Origin of the sequence: Nocardioides sambongensis, assembly GCF_006494815.1 — a bacterium.
Lineage (GTDB): Bacteria > Actinomycetota > Actinomycetes > Propionibacteriales > Nocardioidaceae > Nocardioides > Nocardioides sambongensis.
This window is the reverse complement of sequence record NZ_CP041091.1, coordinates 3903963-3930909: the sequence shown is the minus strand read 5'-3', so window position 1 is coordinate 3930909 and position 26947 is coordinate 3903963. Positions and strand designations below refer to the sequence as shown.

Here is a 26947-nt window from a genome sequence, read left to right as displayed (position 1 = left end):
TACTCGCCGGCGGGTGCGTAGATTGGCGGTGTGCCCGAGGTCGACCTGGATTTCCCCCGCGCCTACGTCGAGTTCGTCAATCCCGACGACGAGACCGAGGTGCTGCGCTGCGACCTCACCTGGCTCACCTCCGCCTACACCTGCATCTTCGGCTCCGGCTGCCAGGGCATCTACGCCGACTCCCCGGACACCGGCTGCTGCACCCTCGGCGCCCACTTCGCCGACGCCGAGGACGAGCGGCGCGTGGCCGGCTTCGTCGCCGAGCTCACCCCGAGCAGTGGCAGTTCCACCCCGGCCGCAAGGTGCGCAAGCGGGACTGGATCGAGACCGACGAGGACGGCGAGCGCAAGACCCTGGCGATCGAGGTCGACGGCCAGCGCGGCTGCATCTTCCACAACCGCGCCGACTTCGCACCCGAGAGCGGCGGCGGCGGTGCCGGCTGCGCACTGCACGGGCTGGCCCTCGAGCAGGGACGCGAGCCGCTGGAGACCAAGCCCGACGTCTGCTGGCAGCTCCCCATCCGGCGCACCTTCCGCACCGTGGAGCGGCCGGACGGCACGTCGTACACGGAGGTCGGCATCGGCGAGTACGACCGACGCGGCTGGGGACCCGGCGGCCACGACCTGGACTGGTACTGCTCGGGCAACACCGAGGCCCACGTGGGGATGGAGCCGGTCTACATCACCAACCGTCCCGAGCTGATCGCACTGATCGGTCAGTCCGCCTACGACGAGCTCGCGCTGCGCTGCGAGGCGCACCTGCGCTCCCGGTCGGCCCTGGCGCTGCACCCCGCCTCACCGCGGTGAGGCGGGCTCCGGCTCACCTCTCGACATCAAGAGACTCCGACCCCGGCTGAACGGGCTCCTGAGCGCATGCTGAGAATGAGGGCATGCGCCTCGATCATCTCTCCTACGCGGCAGGCCCGGATGGACTCATCGCCTCGGCCGAGCGCCTCGGCGCAGCAGTGGGGAGGGAGTTCGTCGACGGCGGTATCCACCCCCGGTTCGGCACCCGGAACATGATCCTCCCGCTCGCCGACGCGACCTACATCGAGGTCGTCGAGGCGCTGGACCACCCGGCCTCGGACAAGGCCCCGTTCGGCCAAGCGGTCAAGGCCCGGTCCGCGCTCGGCGGCGGCTGGCTCGGCTGGGTCGTGGCCGTTCCCGACATCGCGCCCCTGGAGGCCCGGCTCGGCCGCTCCGCGGTCGCCGGTCACCGGCACCGTCCCGACGGCACCGAGCTGTCCTGGAAGCAGATCGGCGTCAACGGCCTGATCGCCGACCCGCAGCTGCCGTTCTTCGTGCAGTGGGAGTCCGCCGACGACCTGCACCCCTCCTCGGGCGCCGACGCCGCCTACTCCCTCGCCGGCATCGAGATCGCCGGGGACCCGCTGCGGGTCAGCGAGTGGCTGGGCGAGTCCGTCGAGGCTCCCCTGGAGGACGTCAAGGTCGAGTGGGTCGCACCGCACGGCACGCCCGGCATCCTGGCCGCCCAGCTGCAGACCCCCGACGGTCTGGTCCGGATCTGAGTCCGCGCTGACCGGCCGGCCGTTGCGCGGGGCGATCCCCAGCCCCAACATCTGGCAGCACACCGCCACCTACGAGATCGAGAACGCCGCCGCCGACCCGAACGGCCGTCTCTGGTCGCTGATGCGCGAGCGGTGCGGCCCCCGCGCCTGGGCCGGACGCACCGTGCTCGACCTGGGCTGCGGCTCGGGCTACCACCTGCCCCGGTTCGCCGAGGACGCCGCCGAGGTGGTCGGCGTGGAGCCCCACCCCGGGCTGTTGCGGCTGGCGCAGCGCCGTACCCGGAGGCTCGCGGGGGTGCGGCCCCTGCTCGGCACCGCCCAGCAGATCCCGCTCCCGGACGCCTCCGTCGACGTCAGCCACGCCCGGTGGGCCTACTTCTTCGGTCCCGGCTGCGAGCCGGGCCTGGCCGAGCTCGACCGGGTGGTACGACGCGGCGGCACCGCGCTGATCATCGACAACGACGCGTCCCGCTCGACCTTCGGCGGCTGGTTCCGCAGCGGCTACCCCGACCTCCCCGAGCCGGCGGTCGTCGAGCGCTTCTTCACCGCACGCGGCTGGGAGCTGGACCGGGTCGACATGGGTTGGCGGTTCGCCTCCCGCGCCGACCTCGAGGCGGTGGTGCGGATCGAGTTCACCCCGCAGGTGGCCGAGCGGGTGCTCGCCGAGCACCGTGGCGTGGAGGTCGACTACGCGGTCAACCTCTGGTCGAAGCAGTTCTGAGAGCGGACCGACCAGACCGACCCCCGCCGGGCACCGCCGGGCCTCAGAGGAACGGACCGTCCGAAGGGTCGGTCGATCCACGCACCACCAGACGCGGGGTGAGCAGCACCCCGGTCGGCTCCGCGTCGTCGGGGCCGAGGAGCCGCTGCAGCGCGGTGATCACCTCGGTGGCCACCTCCTCCAGCGGTGCCCGCACCGAGGTCAGCCCGGGCGGCACGATCTGGGCGGCGGTGGAGTCGTCGAAGCCGACCACCCCGACGTCGGTGCCGGCCCGCAGCCCGCGCGCCACCAGGGCGTGCAGCACGCCGATGCCGAGGGTGTCGGTGGCGCAGACCACCGCGTCCGGCCGGTCACCGGCGGCGTCCAGGAAGGCACCGGCGGCCTCGGTGGCGGCCTCCACGGTGTCCATCGAGGAGGCGACCAGACCGTCGGTGGGCAGGCCGGCCGCCCGCATCGCCTGCTCCCAGCCGGAGCGCCGGTCGGCGTCGACCCGGTTGCTCGGCGACCAGCCGAGCCACCAGATGCGCTGGTGGCCGCGGGCGATCAGGTGCTCGGTGGCCGCTCGCACCCCGGCCGCGCCGTCGACGTCGACCCAGGAGTGCCGGGCCTCGGGCTCCCCCACGGGCGGCCGAAGGCGACGAACGGGGCGCGTCGCTGGGTGAGCCAGGCGGTCTGCGGCCGGTCCAGGAAGGTCTCGGTCACCACGAACGCGTCCACGGCGGTGGAGCGGAGGAGGTCGTCGTACCCCTTGATCGGGTCGGGGGTCGCGCTGCCGTCGTCGCCGTCGGCGACCAGCATCAGGTGGTAGCCGGCATCGCGGGCCGCGGCGACCAGCGCCCTCACGAACCGGTCCATCGCGGTGTTCGCGGTGCCCTCCGGGGTCGCGGTGTAGCGCAGCCCGACCAGGCGCGTGGTGCCGGTGCGCAGGTTGCGGGCCGCGCGGTTCGGCACGTAGCCGAGCTCGTCGATCGCGGCCTGGACCCTGGAGAGGGTGTCCTCCCGCAGCAGCGACGGGTTGTTGACCGCGTTGGAGACCGTCTGCCGGGAGACGCCCGCGCGGCGGGCGACGTCGGCCAGGGTGGGCGCCTGCGGAGCAGTCGCCATCACGCACCTCCCTCTCTCGACACCGAGCACCTGCGACACGGCAGGTCGACATGTCCCGGCCACCGACCGGTAGGCGGTGATTCTTGCACCCCGGCCGCCGACGGGCGGCGCGCGCTCTCGCCGGGCGGTGTGCGGCTGTGTCGGACCGCTGGCCTACGGTCGCTGCCATGGCATCCTCCCGCGTCCGCCCTCCACGGTCGTCCTACCGCTGCAGCGAGTGCGGGTGGACCACGGCGAAGTGGGTCGGCCGCTGCGCCGAGTGCCAGGCGTGGGGCTCGGTCGCCGAGACCGCCCCGCGGCCACCGCCACCGCCTCCCGTACGACGGCCACCGCCGTGACCGCGCCCGCGGTGCCGATCGGGAAGGTCTCCGCCGAGCAGGCCCTGCACACCGGCTCGGGCGTGCCCGAGCTGGACCGGGTGCTCGGTGGCGGGCTGGTGCCCGGCGCCGCGGTGCTGCTGGCCGGCGAGCCGGGTGTCGGCAAGTCGACGCTGCTGCTCGAGGTCGCCGCCCGGACCGCGGCACGCGGGCAGCGCACGCTCTACGTGACCGGGGAGGAGTCCGCCTCCCAGGTGCGGCTGCGCGCCGACCGGACCGATGCCGTGCACGACGAGCTCTACCTCGCGGCCGAGACCGACCTCGGCGCGGTGCTCACCCACGTCGAGCAGGTGCGGCCACAGCTGCTCGTCGTCGACTCCGTGCAGACGATCGGCGCCCCCGGGGTGGACGGCGTGCCGGGTGGCGTCACCCAGGTGAAAGAGGTCGCCCAGGCCCTGGTCCGGGTGGCCAAGACCCGCGACATCACGGTGGTGCTGGTCGGGCACGTCACCAAGGACGGCTCGATCGCCGGGCCCCGGGTGCTCGAGCACCTCGTCGACGTGGTGCTCCACTTCGAGGGCGACCGCAACTCCCGGTTCCGGATGGTGCGCGCGATCAAGAACCGGTTCGGACCGGTCGACGAGGTCGGCTGCTTCGACCTCGGTCCCCAGGGCATCACGGCGGTGGACGATCCGACGGGCATCTTCACCGAGCGACACCACGGCCGCGTCGCCGGAGCCTGCGTGGCGGTGACCATGGAGGGCCGGCGTCCGTTGCTCGCCGAGGTGCAGGCGCTGGCCACCCACTCCCCGCTCGAGCGGCCGCGCCGGACCACCTCCGGCATCGACGGCTCCCGGTTGGCGATGGTGCTGGCGGTGCTCCAGCAGTACTGCGGGATCTCGCTGCACAAGCACGACGTGTTCGCCTCCACCGTGGGCGGCGCGCGGCTCACCGACCCGGGCAGCGATCTCGCGGTGGCGATCTCCGTCGCCTCGGCCCACCTGCTCACCCCGCCGCCCTACGGTGTGGTCGCGCTCGGCGAGATCGGGCTCTCCGGCGAGCTCCGCCGGGTGCGTGACCTGCCGCAGCGGCTGGCCGAGGCGGCACGGCTCGGCTTCGCGATGGCGGTGGTGCCCGCCGAGCCGCACAAGACGTCGCTGACCCGGCCCCAGGTGGAGCGCACCGTGGACGGGATGAAGATCATCGAGGCGCCCGACGTGCTGTCCGCCCTGCGGATGCTGGGCCTGCGGCGGCGGAGCACGCAGTCGTTGGAGCTGCTCGAGGGCGGTGACGAGGCGCCGTTCTGAGCGTCTCATCCGCGCAGCGCTCGGGTCTGATCCTCTAGTGTGAGCGCAGCACATTCTTGGGGTTAGGGAGACAGCGTGGCCAGCGAGCGCAGCGGGGACCTCCACCTACGCGAGACCTTGGCGTTCATCGCGCCCGGCACCCCGTTGCGCGACGGGCTCGAGCGCATCCTGCGCGGCCGCACCGGCGCCCTGATCGTGCTCGGTCACGACGGCGTCGTCGAACAGATCTCCACCGGTGGGTTCGAGCTGGACGTGCCGTTCACCGCCACCGGGCTGCGCGAGCTGGCCAAGATGGACGGCGCCGTGATCGTGGACCCCGAACGGACCCGGATCATCCGCGCTGCGGTGCACCTGATGCCGGACCAGTCGATCGTGACCGAGGAGACCGGCACCCGCCACCGCACCGCGGACCGGGTGGCCAAGCAGACCGGGTTCCCGGTCATCTCGGTCTCCCAGTCGATGCAGATCATCGCCGCCTACGTCGGGGCGACCCGCCACGTGCTGGAGGACTCCGGTCAGATCCTCTCCCGCGCCAACCAGGCCCTGGCCACCCTGGAGCGCTACAAGCTCCGGCTCGACGAGGTCTCCAGCACCCTCTCCGCCCTGGAGATCGAGGACCTGGTCACGGTGCGCGACGTCGCCGTGGTGGCCCAGCGCCTGGAGATGGTGACCCGGATCGCGCGCGAGATCGAGGACTACGTGCTCGAGCTCGGCACCGACGGTCGCCTCCTCTCGCTGCAGCTGGAGGAGCTGGTCACCGGGGTCGACACCGAGCGCGAGCTGGTGATCCGCGACTACGTGCCCTCACGCAAGCGCAGCCGCGACCCCTCCAACCAGCTGGCCACCCTGGAGCAGCTGTCGGCGACCGAACTCGTCGACCCGGCCTCGGTGGCCCGGGTGCTGGGCATCGGCAGCGGAGAGCACCTCGACGGTGCCGTCGCCCCCCGGGGATATCGCCTGCTCACCAAGGTGCCGCGCCTGCCCCCAGCGTGGTGGAGGGTCTGGTCGACCACTTCGGCACCCTGCAGAAGCTGCTCTCCGCCGGCATCGACGACCTGCAGGCCGTGGAGGGCGTCGGCGAGCTGCGTGCCCGCAGCGTCCGCGAGGGCCTCAGCCGGCTCGCGGAGTCGACCATCCTCGAGCGCTACGTCTGAGGTTCGCTCGCCGCCGTTCGGTCCGCCGGGCAGTCGGGGCGCGCTCGGTCAGCGGCGGGGCTCGGTCTCCCCGTCGTCCCCCGGGCGCTGCTGCGTCGACCTCGTCCTCGGGGATCGGTCGGGCGCCGGGTCGGCCGACCCGCTGGAGTCGTCGCTGGAGTCGTCCGTCGGCTCCGGACCGGACTCCCGCGTGCGCTTCGTGCCCGGCGCAGCGGGCTCGCTCGCCCCACCGCTCGCGTCACCGGTCGCGTCAGCGGTCGCCTCGGCCGGAGCGATCAGGTCGAAGGTCGTCTCGCTCGGCTCCCCGCCCAGTGCCGCGGCGATGACGGTGTAGTCGCCGGGCATCGCCCAACCGGCCTGGCCCGAGCACTCACGGTCGGACTCCCGCGCGTCCGCCCAGGTCATCTCGACCACGGTCGCGACCGCCCAGCGCACCACGACGGACTCCTCGGGCAGTGCACCCGGGCACTGCCGGCTGGTCCAGACCTCGGTGCTGCCGTCGAGGATCTTGACGGCCACGCTGTTGCGGCTGACCTTCCAGGTGCAGGCCGCCGCCTCGCGGGTCTGCAGCTGCAGACCGATGGTGACGTCCTGGCCCCCGACGGCCTCCTCGACGAGCGGGGTCACCACCACGTCCGAGCTCGCACAGCGGCCCTCGGGCTCCACCAGCTCGGTGGAGGGAGCCTGCGGGCCCTGCACCGGCCCGGTGGTGCGCTGCTTGCGCTTGCGCCCCTTCTGCTGCCCGACGGTGACCGTGCTGGTGGGCTGGGGGCTGCCGCCTGCTGCGCCGCCGGCTCCTCGTCGCGGGCGTCGTTGCCTCCGCTGAGGGCACTGCCGATCACGAAGATCAGGGTGAGGGCGAGCGCGACCACGAAGAACCGTCGCCGCCAGTAGACCTCAGGCGGGAGCGGGCCCCGGGTCAGCGGGCGGCGCGAGGACATGCAGCGAACGCTAGCCACCTGGCCGGCCGGATCGGTGGTCCCTCGCCGCGGACCCCCTCAGGTGATGGTTGCCACCACCGGTGACAATGACCGCGATGAGCTCGCCCCTGGTCCACCCGATCCTGCGCTGGTACGACGAGAACGCCCGCGACCTGCCGTGGCGCCGCCCCGCGGCGTCGGCGTGGTCGGTGATGGTCTCGGAGTTCATGCTGCAGCAGACCCCGGTCCGCCGGGTGCTGCCGGTGCACGCTGCCTGGTTGGAGCGCTGGCCGACCCCGGCCGCACTGGCCGACGAGCCGGCCGGCGAGGCGGTGCGCGCCTGGGGCCGCCTCGGCTACCCACGGCGCGCCCTGCGGCTGCACGCCGCGGCGACCACGATCCGCGACGAGCACGGGGACGCGGTGCCCGACGACTACCCGACGCTGCGCACCCTGCCCGGGGTCGGCGACTACACTGCGGCGGCGATCGCGACCTTCGCCCACGGCCGCCGCCACGTGGTGCTGGACACGAACGTCCGGCGGGTCCTCGCCCGGCTGGTCTCCGGCGTGGAGTTCCCGGCCCGGTCGGTGACCAAGGCCGAGCGTGTCCTCGCCACCGATCTGCTGCCCCTCGACCCACCCACGGCCGCGACCTGGTCGGTGGCCGTGATGGAGCTCGGTGCGCTGGTGTGCACCGCGGACCGCCCACGCTGCGAGGACTGCCCCGTGCGGGAGCACTGCGCGTGGCGGGCGGCCGGGAAGCCGCCGTACCAGGGGCCACCGCGGCCGGTGCAGGACTATGCCGGCACCGACCGCCAGTGCCGCGGGCGGCTGCTGGCGGTGCTGCGGGACGCACCCGGCTCGGTCGGTCGCGCCCAGCTGGACGCGGCGTGGGACGAGCCGGTGCAGCGCGCCCGGGCGCTGGACTCGCTGCTGGCTGACGGGCTGGTGGTCGCTGAGGGCGACCGCTACGCACTCCCCTGACGCAGGCGGTCGCCGACTCAGCGTTCAGCTCAGGGTGCGCCCGGGATCGGGACCCCGTTCCACTCCGTGCAGGTGAGCCGACCGTTGGGCTGCAGCCGCGCGCGCACCATCCCGGTGTTGTCGAGCTGGTTGGCCATCACGAAGTCCGGGTCGACGGTGTTGGCGCAGGTCTCCGGCAGCATCAGGGAGTAGATGCCCCCGTGAGCGACCACCATCGCGGTGCCGTCGTCGCCACGGTGCTCGCGGACGAAGCCGCGCCACCAGTCGTTCCACCGGTGCTCGACCTGCTGATAGCTCTCGCCGTAGGCCTGGTCCCGGTCCTCGCCGTGCACCCAGGCCGAGATGATCCCCAGGTAGCGCTCCGCCTGCTGGGCGGGCGGAACGTCCGAGACGTCGAGGGCGACCTCGCTGAGGTCCTCGTCGGCCGTGACGGGGAGGTCGTGGTCGGCCGCGACACCGTCGCCGGTCTGGAACGAGCGCACCATCATCGAGGTGTAGACCGCGTCGAGCGGCACGTCGGCGAGTCGTTCGGTGAGCGCGTCGGCTTCGGCGATGCCCCGCGCGGAGAGCTCCTGCTCGGGCTGCGGGTAATTGGTGTGCGCGTGGCGCACGAAGAGGACGTCGTAGCCCCGGCCGTGGTCGGGCCGGGGCTTGGCGGCAGCTTCACCACCGTCGGTCAAGGGGGCGATCGCGACGACCGCCACGGCGGCGACAGCGGCGGAGAGAAGACGGGCACGGCGTTTCACGTTGGTCCTCCGAAGGTCGGGACGGGCTGACTCCGCCGAGCGTGGAGCCGTGACCCCCGCCACCGTCGACCCATCCCGGTGGACGGGACCCGTCGTCTCCGCCCCGCGCCGTGCCGACCGGTCAGGAAAAACGCGTCGACCCGGCCCCGAGGGACCGGGTCGACGTCTCAGGCACACGACTGCGCCGTTTCGATCACTGCGGCGGGATCACCGCGGGTCGGTTCACTCCGGGTCGGAGGTCCCCTCGCCGGTGCTCTCGCTGCCACCGTCGGCGACGGTCTCCAGCGGCGGCATGTCCGGCAGCTCGGTGATCTTCTGGCCCTCGAACGTGAAGCTCGCCGCGGGCCCGCTGCCGTCGACGCCCACGAGGACGATCTGCCCGGGGCCGACCTCGCCGTACAGCATCTTCTCGGCGAGGACGTCCTCGATCTCGCGCTGCACCGTACGACGCAGCGGCCGGGCGCCCAGCACCGGGTCGAAACCACGCTGGGCGAGCAGGTTCTTCGCCGGCTGGGTCAGCTCGAGCTTCATGTCGCGGTCGCGCAGCCGGACCTCGACCGCGGCGATCATGTTGTCGACCATCGCGATGATCTGCTCCTGGCTCAGCGGCGGGAACACGATGATCTCGTCGACGCGGTTGAGGAACTCGGGGCGGAAGTGCTGCTTGAGCTCCTCCGACACCTTGCTCTTCATCCGCTCGTAGGAACCCGCGGCGTCGCCGCCCTGGTTGAACCCGAGGTGGATGCCCTTGGCGATATCGCGGGTGCCGAGGTTGGTGGTCATGATGATGACGCAGTTCTTGAAGTCCACGACCCGGCCCTGGGAATCGGTCAGGCGACCTTCCTCCAGGATCTGCAACAGGCTGTTGAAGATGTCCGGGTGGGCCTTCTCGACCTCGTCGAACAGCACCACCGAGAACGGCTTGCGGCGCACCTTCTCGGTGAGCTGGCCACCCTCTTCATAACCGACATATCCCGGCGGGGATCCGAACAGTCGGGAAACGGTGTGCTTCTCACCGAACTCGGACATGTCGAGCTGGATGAGCGCGTCCTCGTCGCCGAAGAGGAACTCCGCGAGCGTCTTGGACAGCCACGTCTTACCGACACCGGACGGACCGGCGAAGATGAACGAACCGCCGGGACGCTTCGGGTCCTTCAGGCCGGCACGGGTACGGCGGATCGCCCGGGACAGCGCCTTGACCGCCTCGTCCTGACCGATGACCCGCTTGTGGAGCTCGTCCTCCATCTTGAGCAGACGGGTGGACTCCTCCTCCGACAGCTTCACGATCGGGATGCCGGTGGCGACCGCCAGCACCTCGGCGATCAGCTCCTCGTCGACCTCGGCGACCTCGTCCATGTCGCCCGAGCGCCACTGCTTCTCGCGCTCGGACTTCTTCAGGATGAGCTGCTTCTCCTCGTCACGCAGGCGCGCGGCGGCCTCGAAGTCCTGGCCGTCGATCGCGGCCTCCTTGCGCTGCCGCACCTCGCCGATCTGCTCGTCGTACTCGCGGAGGTCGGCGGGGGCCGTCATCCGACGGATCCGCAGGCGGGAGCCGGCCTCGTCGATCAGGTCGATCGCCTTGTCGGGGAGGAACCGGTCGGAGATGTAGCGGTCGGCCAGGGTGGCGGCGGAGACCAGCGCCTCGTCGGTGATGGTGACGCGGTGGTGGGCCTCGTAGCGGTCCCGGATGCCCTTGAGCATCTCGATGGTGTCCGCGATGGACGGCTCGGGCACCTGGATCGGCTGGAACCGGCGCTCGAGCGCGGCGTCCTTCTCCAGGTGCTTGCGGTACTCGTCCAGCGTCGTGGCGCCGATGGTCTGCAGCTCGCCGCGGGCCAGCATCGGCTTGAGGATGCTGGCGGCGTCGATCGCGCCCTCCGCCGCACCGGCACCGACGAGGGTGTGGATCTCGTCGATGAACAGCACGATGTCGCCGCGGGTCTTGATCTCCTTGAGCACCTTCTTCAGGCGCTCCTCGAAGTCGCCGCGGTAGCGCGAGCCGGCGACCAGCGCACCCAGGTCGAGGGTGTAGATCTGCTTGTCCTTCAGCGTCTCGGGGACGTTGCCCTTGACGATGTCCTGGGCCAGACCCTCGACGATCGAGGTCTTGCCGACGCCGGGCTCGCCGATCAGCACCGGGTTGTTCTTGGTACGCCGGCTCAGCACCTGCATCACGCGCTCGATCTGCTGGGCGCGACCGATGATCGGGTCCAGCTTGCCCTCACGTGCGTCCTGGGTGAGGTTGCGGCCGAACTGGTCGAGCACCAGGGACGAGGCGGGGGCCTCGCCGCCGCCGGTCGCGGCCGCTGCGGAGGCCGCCGACTCCTTGCCCTGGAACCCGGAGAGCAGCTGGATCACCTGCTGCCGGACCCGGTTGAGGTCGGCGCCGAGCTTCTGCAGCACCTGGGCCGCGACGCCCTCACCCTCACGGATGAGGCCGAGCAGGATGTGCTCGGTGCCGATGTAGGAGTGGCCGAGCTGCAGCGCCTCGCGCAGGGACAGCTCGAGCACCTTCTTGGCCCGCGGGGTGAACGGGATGTGGCCCGAGGGGGCCTGCTGGCCCTGGCCGATGATCTCCTCGACCTGGGCGCGGACCGCCTCGAGGGAGATGTCGAGGGACTCCAGCGCCTTGGCCGCGACACCCTCGCCCTCGTGGATCAGGCCGAGCAGGATGTGCTCGGTGCCGATGTAGTTGTGGGACAGCATGCGGGCCTCTTCCTGGGCCAGCACCACCACTCGTCGGGCTCGGTCGGTGAACCGCTCGAACATATGTCGCTCCTCATGCTTTCGCCGGTGGCCCCTCCACGCGGAGTGCCGGGGCCTCACGGGGAGTACAACCCCGCGGACAGCCTACGCGTTCCACGTATCGCCCCGATCACGTCCGCTCTCAGCGAACAGGACGGCCGACCGGTCGCACCTGCAGCGCACGGGGCCGGTCGCCGTCGGTGAGGACGACGACCGGCCCCGTGGGCGTGGCCGTGCGCTCAGTTCGCGGCGTCGAACGCCTCCCGCACATCGGTGGGGATGCGGCCGCGGTCCGGCACCTCGAACCCGTTGGAGCGGGCCCAGTCACGGATCTCCTTGGCCGAGGCGCCGCCGGCGGCGGCCGGTGACTTCGCCTTGCGGGCACCGCCCCGGCTCACCTTGCGGGCATGACCCAGGTACGGCGCCAGCGCCTCACGCAGTGCGTCGGCGTGCTCGTCGTTGAGGTCGATCTCGTAGTTCGCGCCGTCGAGGCCGAACGAGACGGTCTGTGACGCATCGCTGCCGTCGAGATCGTCGACGAGAATGATGTGGACCTTCTGTGCCATGGCGGATTGCCCCTCTCGAAGGGAATGGCATTGCTCGAAAGAATCGGCGACCGGTCCCCAGAACCCGTAACCACAACCAGCGGCGATATTCGATATCGGACGCCGCGACATTAGCAGCACGACCAGAAATACCGAAACACCGTTCTCGGCAAAGGCGGACGAATCCAGATATCGGCTATTCGGAGAACGGTAGGGAAGTCGAGGGTCGACTCAGCGCTGATTGCGCCAGAAGACCTTCTCCAGCCCCCGCAGGGTCAGGCCCGGGGAATGCTGGGTGAAACAGTCGCACTCGGCGACCACCAGCGTGGCGAGATGTCCGGTGGCGACCACCGCCACGTCCTCGACCTCGACCTCGAGGGCCTCGATCAGACGATCCACCATCCCCTCGACCTGGGCCGCGACGCCGAAGACCATGCCGGACTGGAGCGCCTCGACGGTGTTCTTGCCGACCACGCTGCGCGGACGCACCAGCTCGACCATCCGCAGCTGCGCGCCGGCCCGGCTGAGCGCGTCGAGGGAGATCTCGATGCCGGGGGTGATCGCGCCGCCCACGTAGCGCCCGTCCGCGTCGACCACGTCGTAGGTGGTGGCCGTGCCGCCGAAGTCGACGACGATCGCCGGTCCGTCGTGCTCGTCGGCGACCGCCACCGCGTTGACGATCCGGTCGCTGCCCACCTCGCGGGGGTTGTCGACCTGGAGCGGCACCCCGGTGCGGATGCCGGGCTCCACGATCACCCGCGGCACCTCGGCGAAGTGCGACGAGAGCATGTCGCGCCACTCGTTGAGCACCGACGGCACGGTCGCGCAGACCGCGACGCCGGTGACCGAGGCGGCGTCCTCGCCGAGCAGTCCGCGGATCAGCACCGCCCACTCGTCGGCGGTGCGGTGTTCGGCCGTCGAGACGCGCCAGTCCGCGAGCACCTCGCCTCCGGCCACCAGGCCGAGCACGGTGTGCGCGTTGCCGATGTCCGCGGCGAGCAGCGTCACGGTCTAGTCCTCCCGGAAGTCCAGGCCGAGGTCGAAGACGTCCACGGAGTGGGTCAGCGCGCCGACGGAGATGAAGTCGACGCCGGTCTCCCCCACCTCGCGGGCCCGCTCCACGGTCAGTCCGCCCGAGGCCTCCAGCGTCGCCGGGCTGCCCGCGGCCCGGTTGATGCCGACCGCCTCAGCCATGTCGGCGGTGGACATGTTGTCGAGGAGCACCTCGGTGCAGCCGGCGTCGAGGACGGCACGCAGCTCGTCGAGGTCCATCACCTCGACCTCGACCCGGAGGCCGGGGTTGGCCGCGACCACCGCCCGGTACGCCTCGACGACGCCGCCGGCGGCGACCGCGTGGTTGTCCTTGACCATCGCCCGGTCGACCAGGCTGAACCGGTGGTTCACCCCGCCGCCGCAGCGCACCGCGTACTTCTGCAGCGCACGCCAGCCGGGCAGCGTCTTGCGGGTGTCCAGCACCCGCGCCCCGGTGCCGGCCAGGGCGTCCACCCACGCCGCGGTCGCGGTCGCGACACCGGAGAGGTGCGAGGCGAAGTTCAGCGCCGTCCGCTCCCCGGTCAGCACGCTCTGGAGCGGCCCGGAGACGGTGAGCACGACGTCGCCGGGCCGGACCCGGGTGCCGTCCGGGACCCGGCCGCTGACCGTGACCGCGTCGCCGAGCGCGTAGACGAAGGCCAGCTCGGCGACGGCCAGTCCGGCCACCACACCGGTCTCCCGGGCGGTGAAGTCGCCGACCGCACGGCCCATCGCCGGCATCGCCGCACTGGTCACGTCGTCGACGCCGCCGGGCAGGTCCTCCTCGAAGGCGAGGGCCACGTGGTCGAAGACCGCCCGCGGGTCCAACCCCGCGGCGGCGATCTCCTCGACGAGCGGGGCCGGCAGGGCGTCGTACGGGGTGCGGGCGATCATGCGGAGCCCTCCTCGGGGGCGACGTCGCTGGCCGGCGAGGGGGTGAACGCGACGGTGGTGACACCGTCGGTCATGGTGACGTCGAAGTGGCCCGCCCAGCGGTCGTCGTCCCGGGCGGGGAAGTCCTCGCGCCAGTGCGAGCCGCGGGTCTCCTCGCGCAGCGCGGCGGCGTCGGCGAGGGCGGCGGAGACGGTGAGCAGGTTGGTGGTCTCCCACGAGGCCTGGTCGACCACGTCGGTGGTGCGGCCGGCCAGCTTCTCCACCAGCACGTCGGCCTCGGAGAGCCCCGGAGCGTTGCGCAGCACGCCCACCCGGGAGGTCATCGTCTCCTGCAGGTCGCGGCGCACCTCGCCGTCGACCAACCCGGCGGTACGACGATCCGGCGCCGGCGCGACCCACGGCCCGATCTCGTCCGGGATCACCGCGGCGATCCGCCGCGAGAAGACCAGCCCCTCCAGCAGCGAGTTGGACGCCAGCCGGTTGGCGCCGTGCACCCCGGAGCAGGCGACCTCGCCGGTCGCGTAGAGGCCCGGGAGGTCGGTGCGTCCGTGCAGGTCGGTGCGGATCCCGCCCGAGGCGTAGTGGCTGGCCGGCGCGACCGGGATCAGCTCGGTGACCGGGTCGATCCCGTGGGACCGCGCGGTGGCCAGGATGGTCGGGAAGCGGCGCTCCCAGAACTCGGCGCCGAGGTGCCGCGCGTCGAGCCACATGTGCGGCCGGCCGGTCTCCAGCATCCGCTTCATGATCGCCTTGGCCACCACGTCCCGCGGCGCCAGGTCGGCGAGCTCGTGGACGCCGGTCATGAAGCGGACCCCGCCCTCCTCGGGCGGCCCGTCGACGAGGTAGGCGCCCTCGCCGCGCACGGCCTCGGAGATCAGCGGCTGCTGTCCCCGGGAGTCGGGCCCGAGGTACATCACGGTCGGGTGGAACTGGACGAACTCCAGATCCCGCAGGGTCGCCCCGGCGCGCAGCGCCAGCGCCATCCCGTCGCCGGTGGAGACCGCCGGGTTGGTGGTCTGGCTGAACACCTGGCCCAGGCCGCCGGCGGCCAGCACCACCGCCCGGGCGTGCACCGCACCGACGCCGTCGCGCTGCCCCTCGCCCATCACGTGCAGGGTCAGCCCGGCGACCCGGTCCCGGCCGTCCGGGCCGTCACCGAGCAGCAGGTCCACGGCGAGCGCGTGCTCGATGACCTCGATGTCCGGCGCCGCCTGGACGGCGGCGATCAGGGCCCGCTGGATCTCCGCACCGGTGGCGTCCCCGCCCGCGTGCGCGATCCGGTCGCGGTGGTGCCCGCCCTCCCGGGTGAGCGAGAGCGCGCCGTCGTCGTCGTGGTCGAACCGGGTGCCGAGGGCGATCAGCTCGTGGACCGCGTCAGGCCCCTCGCCGACCAGGGCGCGCACCGCATCGAGGTCGCAGGCGCCCGCACCGGCGACCAGGGTGTCGCGCTCGTGCTGGGCCGGCGTGTCCTCCGGGCCGAGCGCGGCGGCGATCCCGCCCTGCGCCCACTGCGTGGAACCGGCGTTGAGCACGTCCTTGGTGACCACCAGCACCTGGTCCACCGACTCGCGCAGCCGCAGCGCGGCGGTCAGCCCGGCGATGCCGGAGCCGACGATGACCACGTCGGCCCGGATCGTCCAGCCGGGTGCGGGTGCGGTCAGCCGACCGGGGAGTCGGCGGGTGGTGGCGCTCACGTGCCCCAGTGTCCGGTATCCGTCGTCGGTCAGCGAACGCCGGCCAGGTCGCCGCGCCGCAGCGACGGGTCGTCGAAGGTGTCCGCCGGGTCCGCTCCGGCGCCCAGGATCTTGTTGTCGGCGTCGACGAAGACCACGTGCGGCTGGTGCGCGCGGGCCTCCTCGGTGGTCATCTGGCCGTAGCCGATCAGGATCACCAGGTCGCCGGGGTGCACCAGGTGCGCGGCCGCGCCGTTGATGCCGATCACGCCGGAGCCGCGCTCGCCGGCGATGGTGTAGGTCTCCAGCCGCGCACCGTTGGTGATGTCGACGATGTGGACCAGCTCGCCGGCCAGCAGGTCGGCGGCGTCGAGGAGGTCCTCGTCGACCGTCACCGAGCCCACGTAGTGCAGGTCGGCCTGGGTCACGGTGGCCCGGTGGATCTTGCTCGTCATCATCGTGCGCAGCATCAGCTGTCTCCCTCGTGGGTGGCGCCTGCCGCCGACGCGGCCGGGCTCTGGGGGCGGTCGGGGGTCTGTGGGGTGGCGTGGTCGGCGAGGTGGAGCGGCAGGTTGTCGATCAGCCGGGTGGTCCCGACCTTCGCCGCGACCAGGATCCGCCCCTCGGTCGGCTGCTCGGGATAGTCGGGCAGCTCGTCGAGTCCGGTCGTGGTCAGCGCCAGGTAGTCCAGCTCGATGCCCGGCTCCGCCCGCAGCACGTCCATCGCCGCCCAGCGGGCGGCCGGCACGCCGTACGACGCCCGCTGCTGCGCCGCGCGCAGCGCGCGGCCCAACGCCAGCGCCGCCTCCCGCTGCTCCGCGGTGAGGTAGCGGTTGCGGCTGGACATCGCCAGGCCGTCGGGGTCGCGGCGGGTCTCGGCACCGACCACCTCCACCCCCAGGCACAGGTCGGCGACCATCCGCCGGATCAGCACCAGCTGCTGGTAGTCCTTCTCGCCGAAGACGGCCAGGTCCGGGCGGACCAGCCCGAAGAGCTTGGCCACCACGGTGAGCATCCCGCCGAAGTGCCCCGGCCGGGTGCTTCCCTCGAGCCGCTCGGCGAGCGGCCCCGGTGCGACGGTGACCTGCGGCGGCACCGGCCAGGACGGGTAGACCTCCTCGACGGAGGGGGCGAAGACCACGTCGGCGCCGGCCGCGGCACACACCTCGAGGTCGGCGTCCAGCGTGCGCGGGTAGCGGTCGAGGTCCTCCCCGGCGCCGAACTGCAGCGGGTTGACGAAGACCGAGACCACCACCGGGCCGCCGGCGACCCGGTCCCGGGCGAGCCGGACCAGGCTGGCGTGGCCGTCGTGCAGGGCGCCCATGGTCGGCACCAGGCCGACCGGCGCCGCGGAGCCGTCCGTCCCGGTGCCGCGGGCGCCCGCGAGCAGCTCGGCCAGCTCCGCGCGGGTGCTGGCCAGCCGGACCGAGGTCACGCGCCGCCGCCGTGGCGCAGCCGACGGGTGCGCACGGTGGGCACGCCGGGCCGGGCGCCGGTGCGCGGGGCCTCGGCGACCGCCTCGTCGAGCAGCGCGCTGATCTTCACCGCCCGCAGCGGCAGCAGCCGTCCGTCGGCGGCGGCCCGGTCCAGGGTGGCCCGCGCCATCGCGACGTAGGAGGGCAGCGTGTGCGGCGCGTTCGCGGTGAGGTCGGCCAGGTGCGCGGCGACCGTGCCGGCGTCGCCGCGCACGATCGGGCCGGTCAGCGCGGCGTCACCATGTTCGAGCGCGTTGTCCAGCGCCGCGGTGAGCAGCGGCCGCAGCGTGCCCGCGGGGTCGTCGGCACCGGCGGCACGGAGGATCTCCATCGCCTCGGCGACCAGGGTGACCAGGTGGTTGGCGCCGTGCGCGAGGCCGGCGTGGTAGAGCGTGCGCATCTCCTCCGGGACCGGCATCACCCGGCCGCCGAGGGCGGCGACCAGCCGTTCGGCCATCCGCCGCTCGGAGCGGGTGGCGGTCACGCCGAAGATGCAGCCGGCGAGCCGGTCGAGGTCCACCGCGGTGCCGCTGAAGGTCATCGCGGGGTGCAGCGCGATCACCCGGGCGCCGACGTCGGCGGCCGGGTCGAGCACCGACAGCCCGTGACGCCCGGAGGTGTGCACGACGTACTGGCCCTCGGTGATGGCGCCGCTGTCGGCGAGCACCCGGACCACGTTGGCCAGCATGTCGTCGGGGACGGTGAGGAGGAGGACGTCGCTGGTCCGGGCGACCGCGCTCGGCTTGTCGACGGCGACGCCGGGCAGCAGCTCGGCGACACGGGCCAGGGTCGCCTCGGAGGCGCCGGCCACCGCGGTGACGGTGAAGTCGTCGTGGGCGTCCAGGCGTGCGGCCAGGACGGCGCCGACGCGTCCCGCGCCGACGACACCCACCCGAAGGGGGTCGTTCATGCTGCGAACCTCTCGTTCCAGTCCCACCGTCCACCCGGAGGCCGGTGTGGGTACCAGTCGATCGCTCGTTCAGGTCGTCACGAGCGTACGCCTGTGGTAACCGCTCAGGGAATCACTCACCGGTGTGACTGATGCCACGCCCCGGGCGGGGGCCCTGACTCCCGCCCGGCCACGCCCGGCCGTTCCGGCGACCCGCGGCGGACGTGGGACGCTACTGCCTGTGCGCCTGCTCCGCCGTCCGCCGACCCTCTCCGTGGTGGTTCCCGCGTACGGCGTGGAGGAGTGGCTCGACGAGTGCCTCGCCTCGCTGGTCGCACAGACACTCACCCGCTGGGAGGCGGTCGTCGTCGACGACGGATCGGTGGACCGCTCCGGGCGGATCGCCGCGGACTGGGCGGCACGGGACCGGCGGATCCGTGTGGTCCGCACCCCCAACCAGGGGCTCGGCGCGGCCCGCAACCACGGCAGCGGACTGGTCCGCGGGCAGTACCTGGCGTTCCTCGACGCCGACGACGTACTGCCGCCGACGGCGTACCAGCTGCTGGTGGCGTCGCTGGACCGCACCGGCTCGGACTTCGCGGTGGGCTCGATGGCCCGCTGGGAGGACGGCCGGCTCACCGAGCCCGGCTGGATGCGGCGGCTGCACCGCCCGGCTCAGGGGCTGCGGATCGAGGAGCGACCCGAGCTGCTCGGGGACGTCTTCGCCTGGAACAAGGTCTGGCGGCGGTCGTTCTGGGACGCCGCGGCGCTCTCCTGGCCCGAGCGCATCAGGTACGAGGACCAGCCCACCCTGACCAGGTCCTTCGTGGCCGGCCGGTTCGACGTGCTCGCCGACGTCGTCTACCACTGGCGGATCCGCTCCGACGGCACCTCGATCACCCAGCAGCGCGGAACGGTCGCGGACCTGCGGGACCGGTGGGAGACCAAGCGGATGTCCTTGCGCACCGTCCGCGACCACGGGTCGCCCGCCGTCGAGGAGATCTTCGTGGACCGGGTCCTGGCCGGCGACCTGTGGCGCTACTTCGACGCCATCCCCGGGTGCGACGACGCCTGGTGGCGACTGCTGCAGGACGGCGTCACCGAGTTCTGGGCCGGACGGTCACTGACCGGCAGCGGCCTGCCGCCGGCCCAACGGCTGGTCGGCTGGCTGGTGGAGCAGGACCGTCGCGACGACGCCACGGCCGTGGTCACCTGGCTCGCCGCGCTGCCGGCCCGGCCGCCGCGGGAGACGGACCCCGACAGCGGGCGGCCGCGACTGTCGGTCCCGGCCGAGGTGCTCGACGTCACCACGGTGGCGGCGGAGGCGCTGGCGGTGCGACCCCACGAACGCTGAGCGGGGATCGCGCGCGGTGCCGGTGTCGGTGTCGGCGTCGGCGTCGGCCGATCCGGGTATCAGGCGGTGCGGGTGGCCTGGTGCGACTTCCAGGCGGCCAGCTCGGCCTGGAGCCCGTCCAGCTCGGCCTCGAGCTCGGCGACCCGGACCACGGCCTGCGTGGCGCGGTCCTCGGCGTCGGCGAACTGCTCGGCCAGACGGGTGCGCTCACGCTCGGCGACCTCGGCCCGCTGCGTCGCGTCGGTGAGGTCCCGACGGGCGTCGGCGAGCTCCGCGGCGGCATCGGCAAGGCGACGCTCCAGACGCTCGACGGCCGCCTCGCGCTGGGCCATCCGGGTCTGCATCTCGGCCACGAACTCGATGTTCTCCTCGGACCGCTCGTCGGCGAGCCGGCGATAGGCCTGGGCCTGCTCGGCCCGGTCCCGGGCGGCGTCACGACGCGTGTCGAGGAGCTCGGTGTGGGTGATCTTGGTGGCGGCGGCGCCCAGCGCGACGGAGGCGGCAGCGGCGACGACCAGCGCCAGCCACGAGCCGGCGACCACCGTGCCCACCACGGCAGCGGTGGCGAGGAGGAGGAGAACCGCGGCGACCACGACGCGCGTGGACCGCTGACGACGACGGGAACCGACGGGGGAAGTCATGCCTGAACCGTAGGCCGCGGCTGCCCGCACCGGCCGCAGGCGCGCCGCGCGGACGCGTGCCGGATGAGACGGATGTGACGGGTGTGACCCGCCCGACGGTGCCACCACAGCACGTGGTAAGGGACGGCCGGCGGCGTTACGCCGGGTCGCCGTCCTCGTCGTCGTCCCGCACTCGGCAGGCACGTTCGAGGGCCACCGCGGCGGCCGCGGCGAGGAGCCCGGCGACACCCGCGATCCAGCAACGCAGCTGCCGATCGTCGGCGAGCTCGGCGGGGTTGCCCACCCAGCTCAGCCCGTAGCCCAGGTAGCCGCCGGCGACCAGCGCCGCCACCATCGCGCAGGCGCGGGCGAGCACCAGCCTGTTGACCGCCTGGTGCGCCAGCAGCCGCTCGTGACGGACCTGCAGCGCGCGGTGGGTCGCCCAGGCCGTGTAGCCCAGGATCGCGGCCAGCAGCACCAGCGCCAGCGGCTGCGCCCAGGAGATCAGCGGCGGGGTGACCCCGAGGCGTTCGCAGACCGGTCGCAGGGCCAGGCCCAGGACCAGCCCGACGACGCCCCACCCGACCAGTGCCGTCGGCGGGGTCGGACGCAGGGCGCCGGGGTGGGGAGCCGGATCGTCCTGCCGGCCCGGCCGGCTCACTCGAACTCGAGCACCAGGTCGTCGCGGAGCTTGAGGCCGTCGGTGCCGACGGCGCTGAGCAGCTCGGCGACCGGCCCCCGGTCGAGGAACTGGGCGTCGGGCTCGAGGTCGAGCCAGGGCTGCAGCACGAAGGCGCGCTCGTGGGCGCGCGGGTGGGGCAGCTGCAGCGAGGGCTTCTCGCTGCGGCGGTCGCCGACCACGATCAGGTCGACGTCGAGGGTCCGCGGCGCGTTGCGCTCGTCGGAGCGCATCCGGTCGAACGCGTCCTCGATCGCGAGCGCGCGGTCCATCAGCCGGCTGGCCGAGAGGGTGGTGTCGGCGAGCACGACGGCGTTGAGGAAGGGGCCGGCGCCCTCGGGGCACCCGACCGGCTCGCTCTCGTAGACCGGGGAGACGCCGGTGACCCACACGTCCGGGGTGTCCGCGAGCGAGGAGACCGCGCCCTGCAGGTTCCCGAAGCGCTCGCCCAGGTTGGATCCGAGGGCGATCACCATCCGCCGGATCGGGCGCATCTCACCGGTGAGGGTGTCCGCGTCGATGATGTTCGGATTCGGGACCTCGGTCATCGGTGGCCCTCTCCCTTTCCGTCTGCCGCGTCGGCTCGTGTGCGGGTGATGGTCAGTTGCACGTCGCCGAACGGGATCTCGATCGGCGCGTTCGGCTTGTGGATGGTCACCCGCGCCCATTCAACACGAGTGTCCAAGAGGCAGACCTCGGCGACCCGCTGTGCCAGCGCCTCGATCAGGTCGACCGGATCACCGGCCACCGATCGCGCCACCTCGTCGACGAGGCTCCCGTAGTCAACGGTGTTGCGCAAGTCGTCCGACGCCGCGGCCGGCGCGGTGTCCACGCCGAGGGTCAGGTCGACCACGAAGCGCTGGCCGTCGCGCTTCTCGTGCTCGAAGACACCATGGTGGCCCCAGCACTCGATGCCCAGGACGGACAGCTCGTCAGTCACGGGCGACAGCCTGCCATCTGGCCACGACACGCAGTGCATCGGCATGGGCTCGTACGTCGTGCACCCGCACGCACCACACCGGCGCACCGCCGTGCCCGGCGGCCAGCAGGGTGGTCAGCGCCACCCCGGCCGCCTCCCGGGCCGCCACCTCCCGCGGCGTGCCGTCCTCGTCGGCCAGCAGCCGGCCGAGGAAGGTCTTCCGGCTGGCGCCGACCAGCAGCGGGAAGCCGAGGCCGGCCAGCTCGCCCAGCGAGGCCAGCAGCGGCCAGTTGTCGTCGGGCGCCTTGGCGAACCCCAGTCCGGGGTCCAGCACGATCTGCTCCCGGGCGACGCCGGCCTCCAGGATCGCCTCCACCCGGGCGGCGAGCTCGGTGCGCACACCGGCCACCACGCCGCCCTGCGCGGCGTAGTCGGTGAAGCGCTGCATCTGCGAGCCGTGGGCGCGCCAGTGCATCGCCACGTACGTCGCCCCGCTGGCCGCGACCACCGGCAGGATGGCCGGGTCGGCCAGGCCGCCGGAGACGTCGTTGACGATCCGCGCCCCCGCGGCCAGCGCCGCCTCGGCCACCTCCGCGCGCATCGTGTCGACCGAGACGGTGGCGCCGGCACCGGCGAGGGCGGTGATCACCGGGACCACGCGGTCCAGCTCCTCGCCGACCAGCGGGCGCGTCGCTCCCGGCCGGGTCGACTCTCCGCCCACGTCGAGGATGTCGGCGCCATCGGCCAGCAGCCGCAGTCCGTGCGCGATCGCGCGGTCGGGGTCGTCGTACCGGCCGCCGTCGGAGAAGGAGTCGGGGGTGACGTTGACGACGCCCATCACCAGCGGCACATCACTCACCCGGTGACCCTATCGCCCGTCGCTGCCGGCCACGCTCGGCGTGACGGATCAGGCGCGGTGGATCAGCGCCATCGCCTCGGCGCGGGTGGCGGCCTGGTGCATCTGCCCCCGCACCGCCGAGGTGATCGTGCGGGCGCCGGCCTTGCGGACGCCGCGCATCGTCATGCAGAGGTGCTCGGCCTCGATCACCACGATCACGCCGCGCGCGTCGAGGATCTCGACCAGGGCGTCGGCGATCTGGGTGGTCAACCGCTCCTGGACCTGCGGACGCTTGGCGTAGACGTCGACCAGGCGGGCGAGCTTGGAGAGCCCGGTGATCTTGCCGCTGGCCGCCGGGATGTAGCCCACGTGGGCCACCCCGGTGAACGGCACCAGGTGGTGCTCGCACATCGACCACAGCTCGATGTCACGGACCAGCACCATCTCGTCGTGGCCCAGGTCGAAGGTGGTGGTCAGCACCTCCTCCGGCTCCTGGCGGAGGCCGGCGGTGAGCTCGGCGTAGGCCCGCGCCACCCGCGCCGGGGTGTCCCGCAGGCCTTCGCGCTCCGGGTCCTCGCCGATGGCGGCCAGCAGCTCCCGTACGGCGGCCTCGGCGCGGTCGTGGTCGAACGGCGCCAGGTCGGCGGCGGGCCGGTCCGGCGTCGTGATCGGGTCGGTCACCGATCCTCCTCAGACGGTGGGCGGACTCGGCGGCGTCGGGTCGCTCGGCGGGGCCGGCGGGCCCCCGTGGACGTCACCGGAGGGCCCCGGCGGGGTCAGGATCTCCCCGCCGCCCTCGGCGTCGGGCCGCACACCGTTGGTCGAGGAGCCGTTCAGGGCACGGCGCCGGATCTCCTCGGGGATCTCCACCGGCGGGATCGCCGACGGGATCCGGGTGGGCGACCCGGTCCAGGCCGGCCGCTCGGGCCGGCGACGCAGCGGGGTGAAGATCTCGGCCACCTGGGCCTTGTCCAGGGTCTCCTTGTCCAGGAGCTCGAGGACGAGCGAGTCCAGCACGTCCCGGTTGTCCTCCAGGATGTCGAAGGCCTCCTGGTGGGCGTGGGCGAGGAGCAGCTTGGTCTCCTCGTCGACCATCGCGGCGACGTCCTCGGAGTAGTTCCGGGAGTGGCCGAGGTCGCGGCCCAGGAACGGCTCGGAGTTGGACTCCCCGAGCTTGATCGCGCCGAGCCGCTCGGTCATGCCGTACTGGGTGACCATCGCGCGGGCGACGTTGGTCGCCTTCTCGATGTCGTTGCCGGCGCCGGTGGTCGGGTCGTGGAAGACCATCTCCTCGGCCGCCCGGCCGCCGAGCATGTAGGCCAGCTTGTCCAGCATCTCGCTGCGGGTCTGGGAGTACTTGTCCTCGTCGGGCAGCACCATGGTGTAGCCGAGCGCCCGGCCGCGCGGCAGGATCGTGATCTTGTGGACCGGGTCGGTGCCCGGCAGCGCCGCCGCGACGAGGGCGTGGCCGCCCTCGTGGTAGGCGGTGATCAGCTTCTCCTTCTCCGACATCAGTCGGGTGCGCCGCTGCGGTCCCGCGATCACCCGGTCGATCGCCTCGTCCAGCGAGCCGGCGGTGATCACCTTCTCGCCGTTGCGCGCGGCGAGGAGCGCGGCCTCGTTGAGCACGTTGGCCAGGTCGGCTCCGCTGAAGCCCGGGGTACGTCGCGCCACCGAGGTCAGGTCCACCTCCGGCGCGAGCGGCTTGCCGCGCGAGTGGACCTGCAGGATCATCTCGCGCCCGGCGAGGTCGGGGGCGTCCACCTGGATCTGCCGGTCGAACCGGCCCGGTCGCAGCAGCGCGGGGTCGAGCACGTCGGGACGGTTGGTGGCGGCGATCAGGATCACGCCGCCGCGCACGTCGAAGCCGTCCATCTCGACGAGCAACTGGTTCAGCGTCTGCTCGCGCTCGTCGTGACCGCCGCCCATGCCGGCGCCACGGTGGCGACCGACCGCGTCGATCTCGTCGATGAAGACGATCGCCGGAGCGTTCTCCTTGGCCTGCTCGAACAGGTCGCGCACCCGGGAGGCACCGACGCCGACGAACATCTCCACGAAGTCCGAGCCGGAGATCGAGTAGAACGGGACGCCGGCCTCACCGGCGACCGCGCGGGCGAGCAGGGTCTTGCCGGTGCCCGGAGGGCCGTAGAGCAGCACGCCCTTGGGGATCTTGGCGCCCACCGCCTGGAACTTGGCCGGCTCGGAGAGGAACTCCTTGATCTCGCCGAGCTCCTCCAGCGCCTCGTCACACCCGGCGACGTCGGCGAAGGTGGTCTTGGGCATGTCCTTGGTGATCATCTTCGCCTTGGACTTGCCGAACTGCATGACGCCGCGACCGCCGCCCTGCACGTTGTTCATCAGGAAGATGAACAGGGCGATGATCAGCACGAACGGCAGCAGGGTCAGCAGCAGCGAGGACCACACGCTGGGCTGCGGGTTGGTCGAGTTCGACTTCTCGATGTCCCCGGCGGCGACCTGCTCGTCGACGGCGGCGAGCAGCGTCTCCTGCTGGCCGTCGATGTAGTACGCCATCACCTGGTCGGTGTCGTCGCGGACACCGTCGTCGAGCTCGGCCTCGATCTTCTGATCACCATCGATGAAGGTGATCTCCTTGACCTCGCCCTTCTCGATGTACTCGGCGAGCTGGGAGGTGGTGACCTCCTTGTGGCCGCTACCGGAAGCGAGGAACTCCAGTGCCAGGATGACGGCGAGGACCGCCACCACGATCCAGAGCACCGGCCCCCTGAAAACGCGCTTCACAGAATCTTCCACTCCCGCCGACTAACGATTGATCCGACGACGGTACACGCCGTCGTCGTACTCCATTCTGGCCGGTCCATGGTGATCGGCCAGAGGGAGAACGTACGGCGGACCTGCGGTGTTCCGCCGCGAAGGTTCTCTCAGGCCGCGCTCAGGAGTAGACGTGCGGCGCCAGGGTCCCGATGTCGCGCAGGTTGCGGTACCGCTCCCGGTAGTCCAGGCCGTAGCCGACCACGAACTCGTTGGGGATGTCCCAGCCGACGTACTTGGCCTCGACCGGCATGGTCAGCGCCTCGGGCTTGCGCAGCAGCGTGCAGATCTCCACGCTCGCCGGGCCGCGGGAGGCGAGGTTCTTGGTCAGCCAGGAGAGGGTGAGGCCAGTGTCGATGATCTCGTCGACGATCACCACGTGGCGACCGGCGATGTCGGCGTCCAGGTCCTTGAGGATCCGGACCACACCGGACGACTTGGTGCCCGACCCGTAGGAGGAGACGGCCATCCAGTCCATCTCCACGTGCCGCCCGAGGGCGCGGGAGAGGTCGGCCATCACCATCACGGCGCCGCGCAGCACGCCGACCACGACGAGGTCCTTGCCCTCGTAGTCGCGCTCGATGTCGGCGGCGAGCTCGCCGAGACGGTCGAGGATCTGCTTCTCGGTGAACAGCACCTCGACGAGGTCGCTCTCGACGTGCGAGGAATCCATGTCCCTCATCGTGACACACCTGCGGGGGGTGCCACGAGATCCGGTCAGGTGGATCGGAAGCGGAGGTGACCAGCGTCTCGGTGGGCGGTGACCGAACCCGGCAGCTGGATCTCCCCCGAGATCGTGCCGGCGACCAGGTCGAGCAGCGCCGCCACGTGCACGTGGAACAGCTCCGCGTCGCGGGCGCCCGCCTCGAGCGCGGCCAGGCGGAGCACCCGGGAGGCGATCGCGCGGTGCTGCTCGGCCAGGCCGGCCAGCGGCAGCGCCGGCCCTCGGCCCGACGGGTCGGGAACGTCGGTGCGCAGCGCGGCGAGCGCGGCGGCGGCCAACGCGTCGAGCGCGTCGACGTCGTCGCGCACCTGGTCCGCGGTCCGGGCCAGGGTGGCGGCGACGCCCGGCCCGAGCTCGGCCTCGAGCACCGGCAGCACCCGCTGCCGGACCCGCACCCGGGTGTAGCCGGGGTCGCTGTTGTGCGGGTCGTCCCAGAACTCGATGCCCTCGACCTGGCAGGCGGTGACGGTGTCGTCCCGGGCCACGTCGAGCAGCGGACGGCGGTAGCGGTCGAACCCGCGGCGCATCCCGGCCAGGGAACGGCCCCCCGACCCCCGGGCCAGGCCGAGCAGCACGGTCTCGGCCTGGTCGTCGCGGGTGTGGCCGAGCAGCACCTGCGCCGCGCCGAAGTGGTCGGCCATCTGGTCCAGTACGGCGTAGCGCGCGCGGCGGGCGGCCGCCTCCGGCCCGAGCCCACCGGCGTCGACCTCGACCCGGGCGGCGACGGTCTCGTCGACCCCCAGCCCGGCCATCTGGCCGACCACCCGTGCGGCCTGCTCCGCGGAGCCGTCCTGGAGACCGTGGTCGACGGTGGCGCCGACCACCCGCACGCCGGGGCGGCGCGCCTCGAAGACGGTGGCCGCGAGCAGCGCGAGCGAGTCCGGCCCGCCGGAGCAGGCCACCAGCACCGCGTCGCCGGCGCCGAGATCGGCGAGGCTGCGTCGTACGCCGAGGCGGACCGCCGCGACCGAGGGGTGGAGCGCCACCGGA

26 protein-coding genes and 2 pseudogenes are annotated in these 26947 nt (G+C 72.7%); 7 read left to right on the top strand and 21 right to left on the bottom strand.

Features of this window, described 5'->3' with window-relative positions:
* Window positions 1-302 precede the first annotated feature (302 nt).
* The 3 genes from FIV43_RS23590 (at window position 303) to FIV43_RS18275 (ending at window position 2249) form a co-directional block, all read left to right on the top strand.
* The gene (locus FIV43_RS23590; RefSeq protein ID WP_331251033.1) at window positions 303-806 is read left to right on the top strand and encodes a hypothetical protein; all 504 of its coding nucleotides are present in this window, start codon (window positions 303-305) and stop codon (window positions 804-806) included.
* 83 nt (window positions 807-889) lie between these two features.
* Entirely contained in the window at window positions 890-1528 is a 639-nt protein-coding gene (locus tag FIV43_RS18280) for a VOC family protein (protein WP_141015282.1), read from the top strand.
* Window positions 1529-1550: 22 nt separating this feature from the next.
* Window positions 1551-2249, top strand: coding sequence for a class I SAM-dependent methyltransferase (locus tag FIV43_RS18275; protein WP_231123514.1), 699 nt, complete (start codon window positions 1551-1553; stop codon window positions 2247-2249).
* Window positions 2250-2292: 43 nt separating this feature from the next.
* On the opposite strand, the gene FIV43_RS22850 is transcribed toward FIV43_RS18275, so the two are convergent.
* Entirely contained in the window at window positions 2293-2871 is a 579-nt protein-coding gene (locus FIV43_RS22850) for a substrate-binding domain-containing protein (protein WP_231123513.1), read from the bottom strand.
* Window positions 2793-3353 carry a LacI family DNA-binding transcriptional regulator gene (locus tag FIV43_RS22845; RefSeq protein ID WP_231123512.1) on the bottom strand — a complete coding sequence of 187 codons (561 nt, stop codon included), beginning with the start codon at window positions 3351-3353 and terminating at the stop codon, window positions 2793-2795. The genes FIV43_RS22850 and FIV43_RS22845 overlap by 79 nt, the downstream gene beginning before the upstream one ends.
* Before the next feature lie 167 nt (window positions 3354-3520).
* Between FIV43_RS22845 and radA the strand changes: the two are divergent.
* A pseudogene (radA, locus tag FIV43_RS18265) lies at window positions 3521-4977 on the top strand (DNA repair protein RadA).
* Window positions 4978-5052: 75 nt separating this feature from the next.
* Window positions 5053-6131 (top strand): annotated as a pseudogene (disA, locus tag FIV43_RS18260) (DNA integrity scanning diadenylate cyclase DisA).
* A 48-nt stretch (window positions 6132-6179) separates the two neighbouring features.
* On the opposite strand, the gene FIV43_RS18255 reads toward disA, so the two are convergent.
* On the bottom strand, window positions 6180-6830 hold the full coding sequence (locus FIV43_RS18255; protein ID WP_141015280.1) for a hypothetical protein: 651 nt from the start codon (window positions 6828-6830) through the stop codon (window positions 6180-6182).
* Between the two features lie 337 nt (window positions 6831-7167).
* Here FIV43_RS18255 and FIV43_RS18250 point away from each other — a divergent pair, with 337 nt between their 5' ends.
* Window positions 7168-8034, top strand: a complete 867-nt coding sequence (locus tag FIV43_RS18250) for an HhH-GPD family protein (RefSeq protein ID WP_141015279.1) — start codon at window positions 7168-7170, stop codon at window positions 8032-8034.
* A 29-nt stretch (window positions 8035-8063) separates the two neighbouring features.
* Here the strand turns inward: FIV43_RS18250 and FIV43_RS18245 are convergent, their stop codons facing one another.
* The 9 genes from FIV43_RS18245 to FIV43_RS18205 form a co-directional block, all read right to left on the bottom strand.
* Complete coding sequence (locus FIV43_RS18245) at window positions 8064-8780, bottom strand: histidine phosphatase family protein (protein ID WP_141015278.1); 717 nt, start codon at window positions 8778-8780, stop codon at window positions 8064-8066.
* A 222-nt stretch (window positions 8781-9002) separates the two neighbouring features.
* Complete coding sequence (locus FIV43_RS18240; protein WP_141015277.1) at window positions 9003-11549, bottom strand: ATP-dependent Clp protease ATP-binding subunit; 2547 nt, start codon at window positions 11547-11549, stop codon at window positions 9003-9005.
* Between the two features lie 215 nt (window positions 11550-11764).
* Window positions 11765-12091, bottom strand: a complete 327-nt coding sequence (locus FIV43_RS18235; RefSeq protein ID WP_141015276.1) for a histone-like nucleoid-structuring protein Lsr2 — start codon at window positions 12089-12091, stop codon at window positions 11765-11767.
* 210 nt (window positions 12092-12301) lie between these two features.
* On the bottom strand, window positions 12302-13078 hold the full coding sequence (locus FIV43_RS18230; RefSeq protein WP_141015275.1) for a type III pantothenate kinase: 777 nt from the start codon (window positions 13076-13078) through the stop codon (window positions 12302-12304).
* Between the two features lie 3 nt (window positions 13079-13081).
* Window positions 13082-13996 (bottom strand): carboxylating nicotinate-nucleotide diphosphorylase, encoded by a 915-nt coding sequence (gene nadC / locus FIV43_RS18225; RefSeq protein ID WP_141015274.1) that lies wholly within the window; start codon window positions 13994-13996, stop codon window positions 13082-13084.
* Complete coding sequence (locus tag FIV43_RS18220; protein WP_141015273.1) at window positions 13993-15690, bottom strand: L-aspartate oxidase; 1698 nt, start codon at window positions 15688-15690, stop codon at window positions 13993-13995. The genes nadC and FIV43_RS18220 overlap by 4 nt, the downstream gene beginning before the upstream one ends.
* Before the next feature lie 29 nt (window positions 15691-15719).
* Window positions 15720-16139, bottom strand: a complete 420-nt coding sequence (gene panD, locus FIV43_RS18215; protein ID WP_141015272.1) for an aspartate 1-decarboxylase — start codon at window positions 16137-16139, stop codon at window positions 15720-15722.
* Window positions 16139-17104: a pantoate--beta-alanine ligase gene (gene panC, locus FIV43_RS18210; protein WP_141015271.1), complete on the bottom strand. Its 966-nt coding sequence runs from the start codon at window positions 17102-17104 to the stop codon at window positions 16139-16141. The genes panD and panC overlap by 1 nt, the downstream gene beginning before the upstream one ends.
* Window positions 17101-18054, bottom strand: a complete 954-nt coding sequence (locus tag FIV43_RS18205; RefSeq protein WP_141015270.1) for a Rossmann-like and DUF2520 domain-containing protein — start codon at window positions 18052-18054, stop codon at window positions 17101-17103. The genes panC and FIV43_RS18205 overlap by 4 nt, the downstream gene beginning before the upstream one ends.
* Before the next feature lie 253 nt (window positions 18055-18307).
* Between FIV43_RS18205 and FIV43_RS18200 the strand changes: the two genes are divergently transcribed.
* Window positions 18308-19387: a glycosyltransferase family 2 protein gene (locus FIV43_RS18200; RefSeq protein ID WP_231123511.1), complete on the top strand. Its 1080-nt coding sequence runs from the start codon at window positions 18308-18310 to the stop codon at window positions 19385-19387.
* 59 nt (window positions 19388-19446) lie between these two features.
* On the opposite strand, the gene FIV43_RS18195 is transcribed toward FIV43_RS18200, so the two are convergent.
* The 9 genes from FIV43_RS18195 to tilS all read right to left on the bottom strand — a co-directional run bounded on the left by FIV43_RS18195 (window position 19447) and on the right by tilS (window position 26943).
* Window positions 19447-20028 carry a hypothetical protein gene (locus FIV43_RS18195; protein ID WP_141015268.1) on the bottom strand — a complete coding sequence of 194 codons (582 nt, stop codon included), beginning with the start codon at window positions 20026-20028 and terminating at the stop codon, window positions 19447-19449.
* 136 nt (window positions 20029-20164) lie between these two features.
* Window positions 20165-20668 carry a DUF3180 domain-containing protein gene (locus tag FIV43_RS18190; protein WP_141015267.1) on the bottom strand — a complete coding sequence of 168 codons (504 nt, stop codon included), beginning with the start codon at window positions 20666-20668 and terminating at the stop codon, window positions 20165-20167.
* Entirely contained in the window at window positions 20665-21234 is a 570-nt protein-coding gene (folK, locus tag FIV43_RS18185; protein WP_141015266.1) for a 2-amino-4-hydroxy-6-hydroxymethyldihydropteridine diphosphokinase, read from the bottom strand. Before folK ends, FIV43_RS18190 begins: the two co-directional genes overlap by 4 nt.
* Window positions 21231-21626, bottom strand: a complete 396-nt coding sequence (gene folB / locus FIV43_RS18180; RefSeq protein ID WP_231123510.1) for a dihydroneopterin aldolase — start codon at window positions 21624-21626, stop codon at window positions 21231-21233. Before folB ends, folK begins: the two co-directional genes overlap by 4 nt.
* Entirely contained in the window at window positions 21619-22443 is an 825-nt protein-coding gene (gene folP / locus FIV43_RS18175) for a dihydropteroate synthase (protein ID WP_141016054.1), read from the bottom strand. Before folP ends, folB begins: the two co-directional genes overlap by 8 nt.
* 69 nt (window positions 22444-22512) lie before the next feature.
* Window positions 22513-23082 (bottom strand): GTP cyclohydrolase I FolE, encoded by a 570-nt coding sequence (gene folE / locus FIV43_RS18170; RefSeq protein ID WP_269204086.1) that lies wholly within the window; start codon window positions 23080-23082, stop codon window positions 22513-22515.
* Window positions 23083-23133: 51 nt separating this feature from the next.
* Window positions 23134-25203 carry an ATP-dependent zinc metalloprotease FtsH gene (gene ftsH / locus FIV43_RS18165; protein ID WP_141015265.1) on the bottom strand — a complete coding sequence of 690 codons (2070 nt, stop codon included), beginning with the start codon at window positions 25201-25203 and terminating at the stop codon, window positions 23134-23136.
* Window positions 25204-25354: 151 nt separating this feature from the next.
* Entirely contained in the window at window positions 25355-25906 is a 552-nt protein-coding gene (gene hpt, locus FIV43_RS18160) for a hypoxanthine phosphoribosyltransferase (protein ID WP_141015264.1), read from the bottom strand.
* A 44-nt stretch (window positions 25907-25950) separates the two neighbouring features.
* Window positions 25951-26943 carry a tRNA lysidine(34) synthetase TilS gene (gene tilS / locus FIV43_RS18155; RefSeq protein WP_141015263.1) on the bottom strand — a complete coding sequence of 331 codons (993 nt, stop codon included), beginning with the start codon at window positions 26941-26943 and terminating at the stop codon, window positions 25951-25953.
* Window positions 26944-26947: the final 4 nt, after the last annotated feature.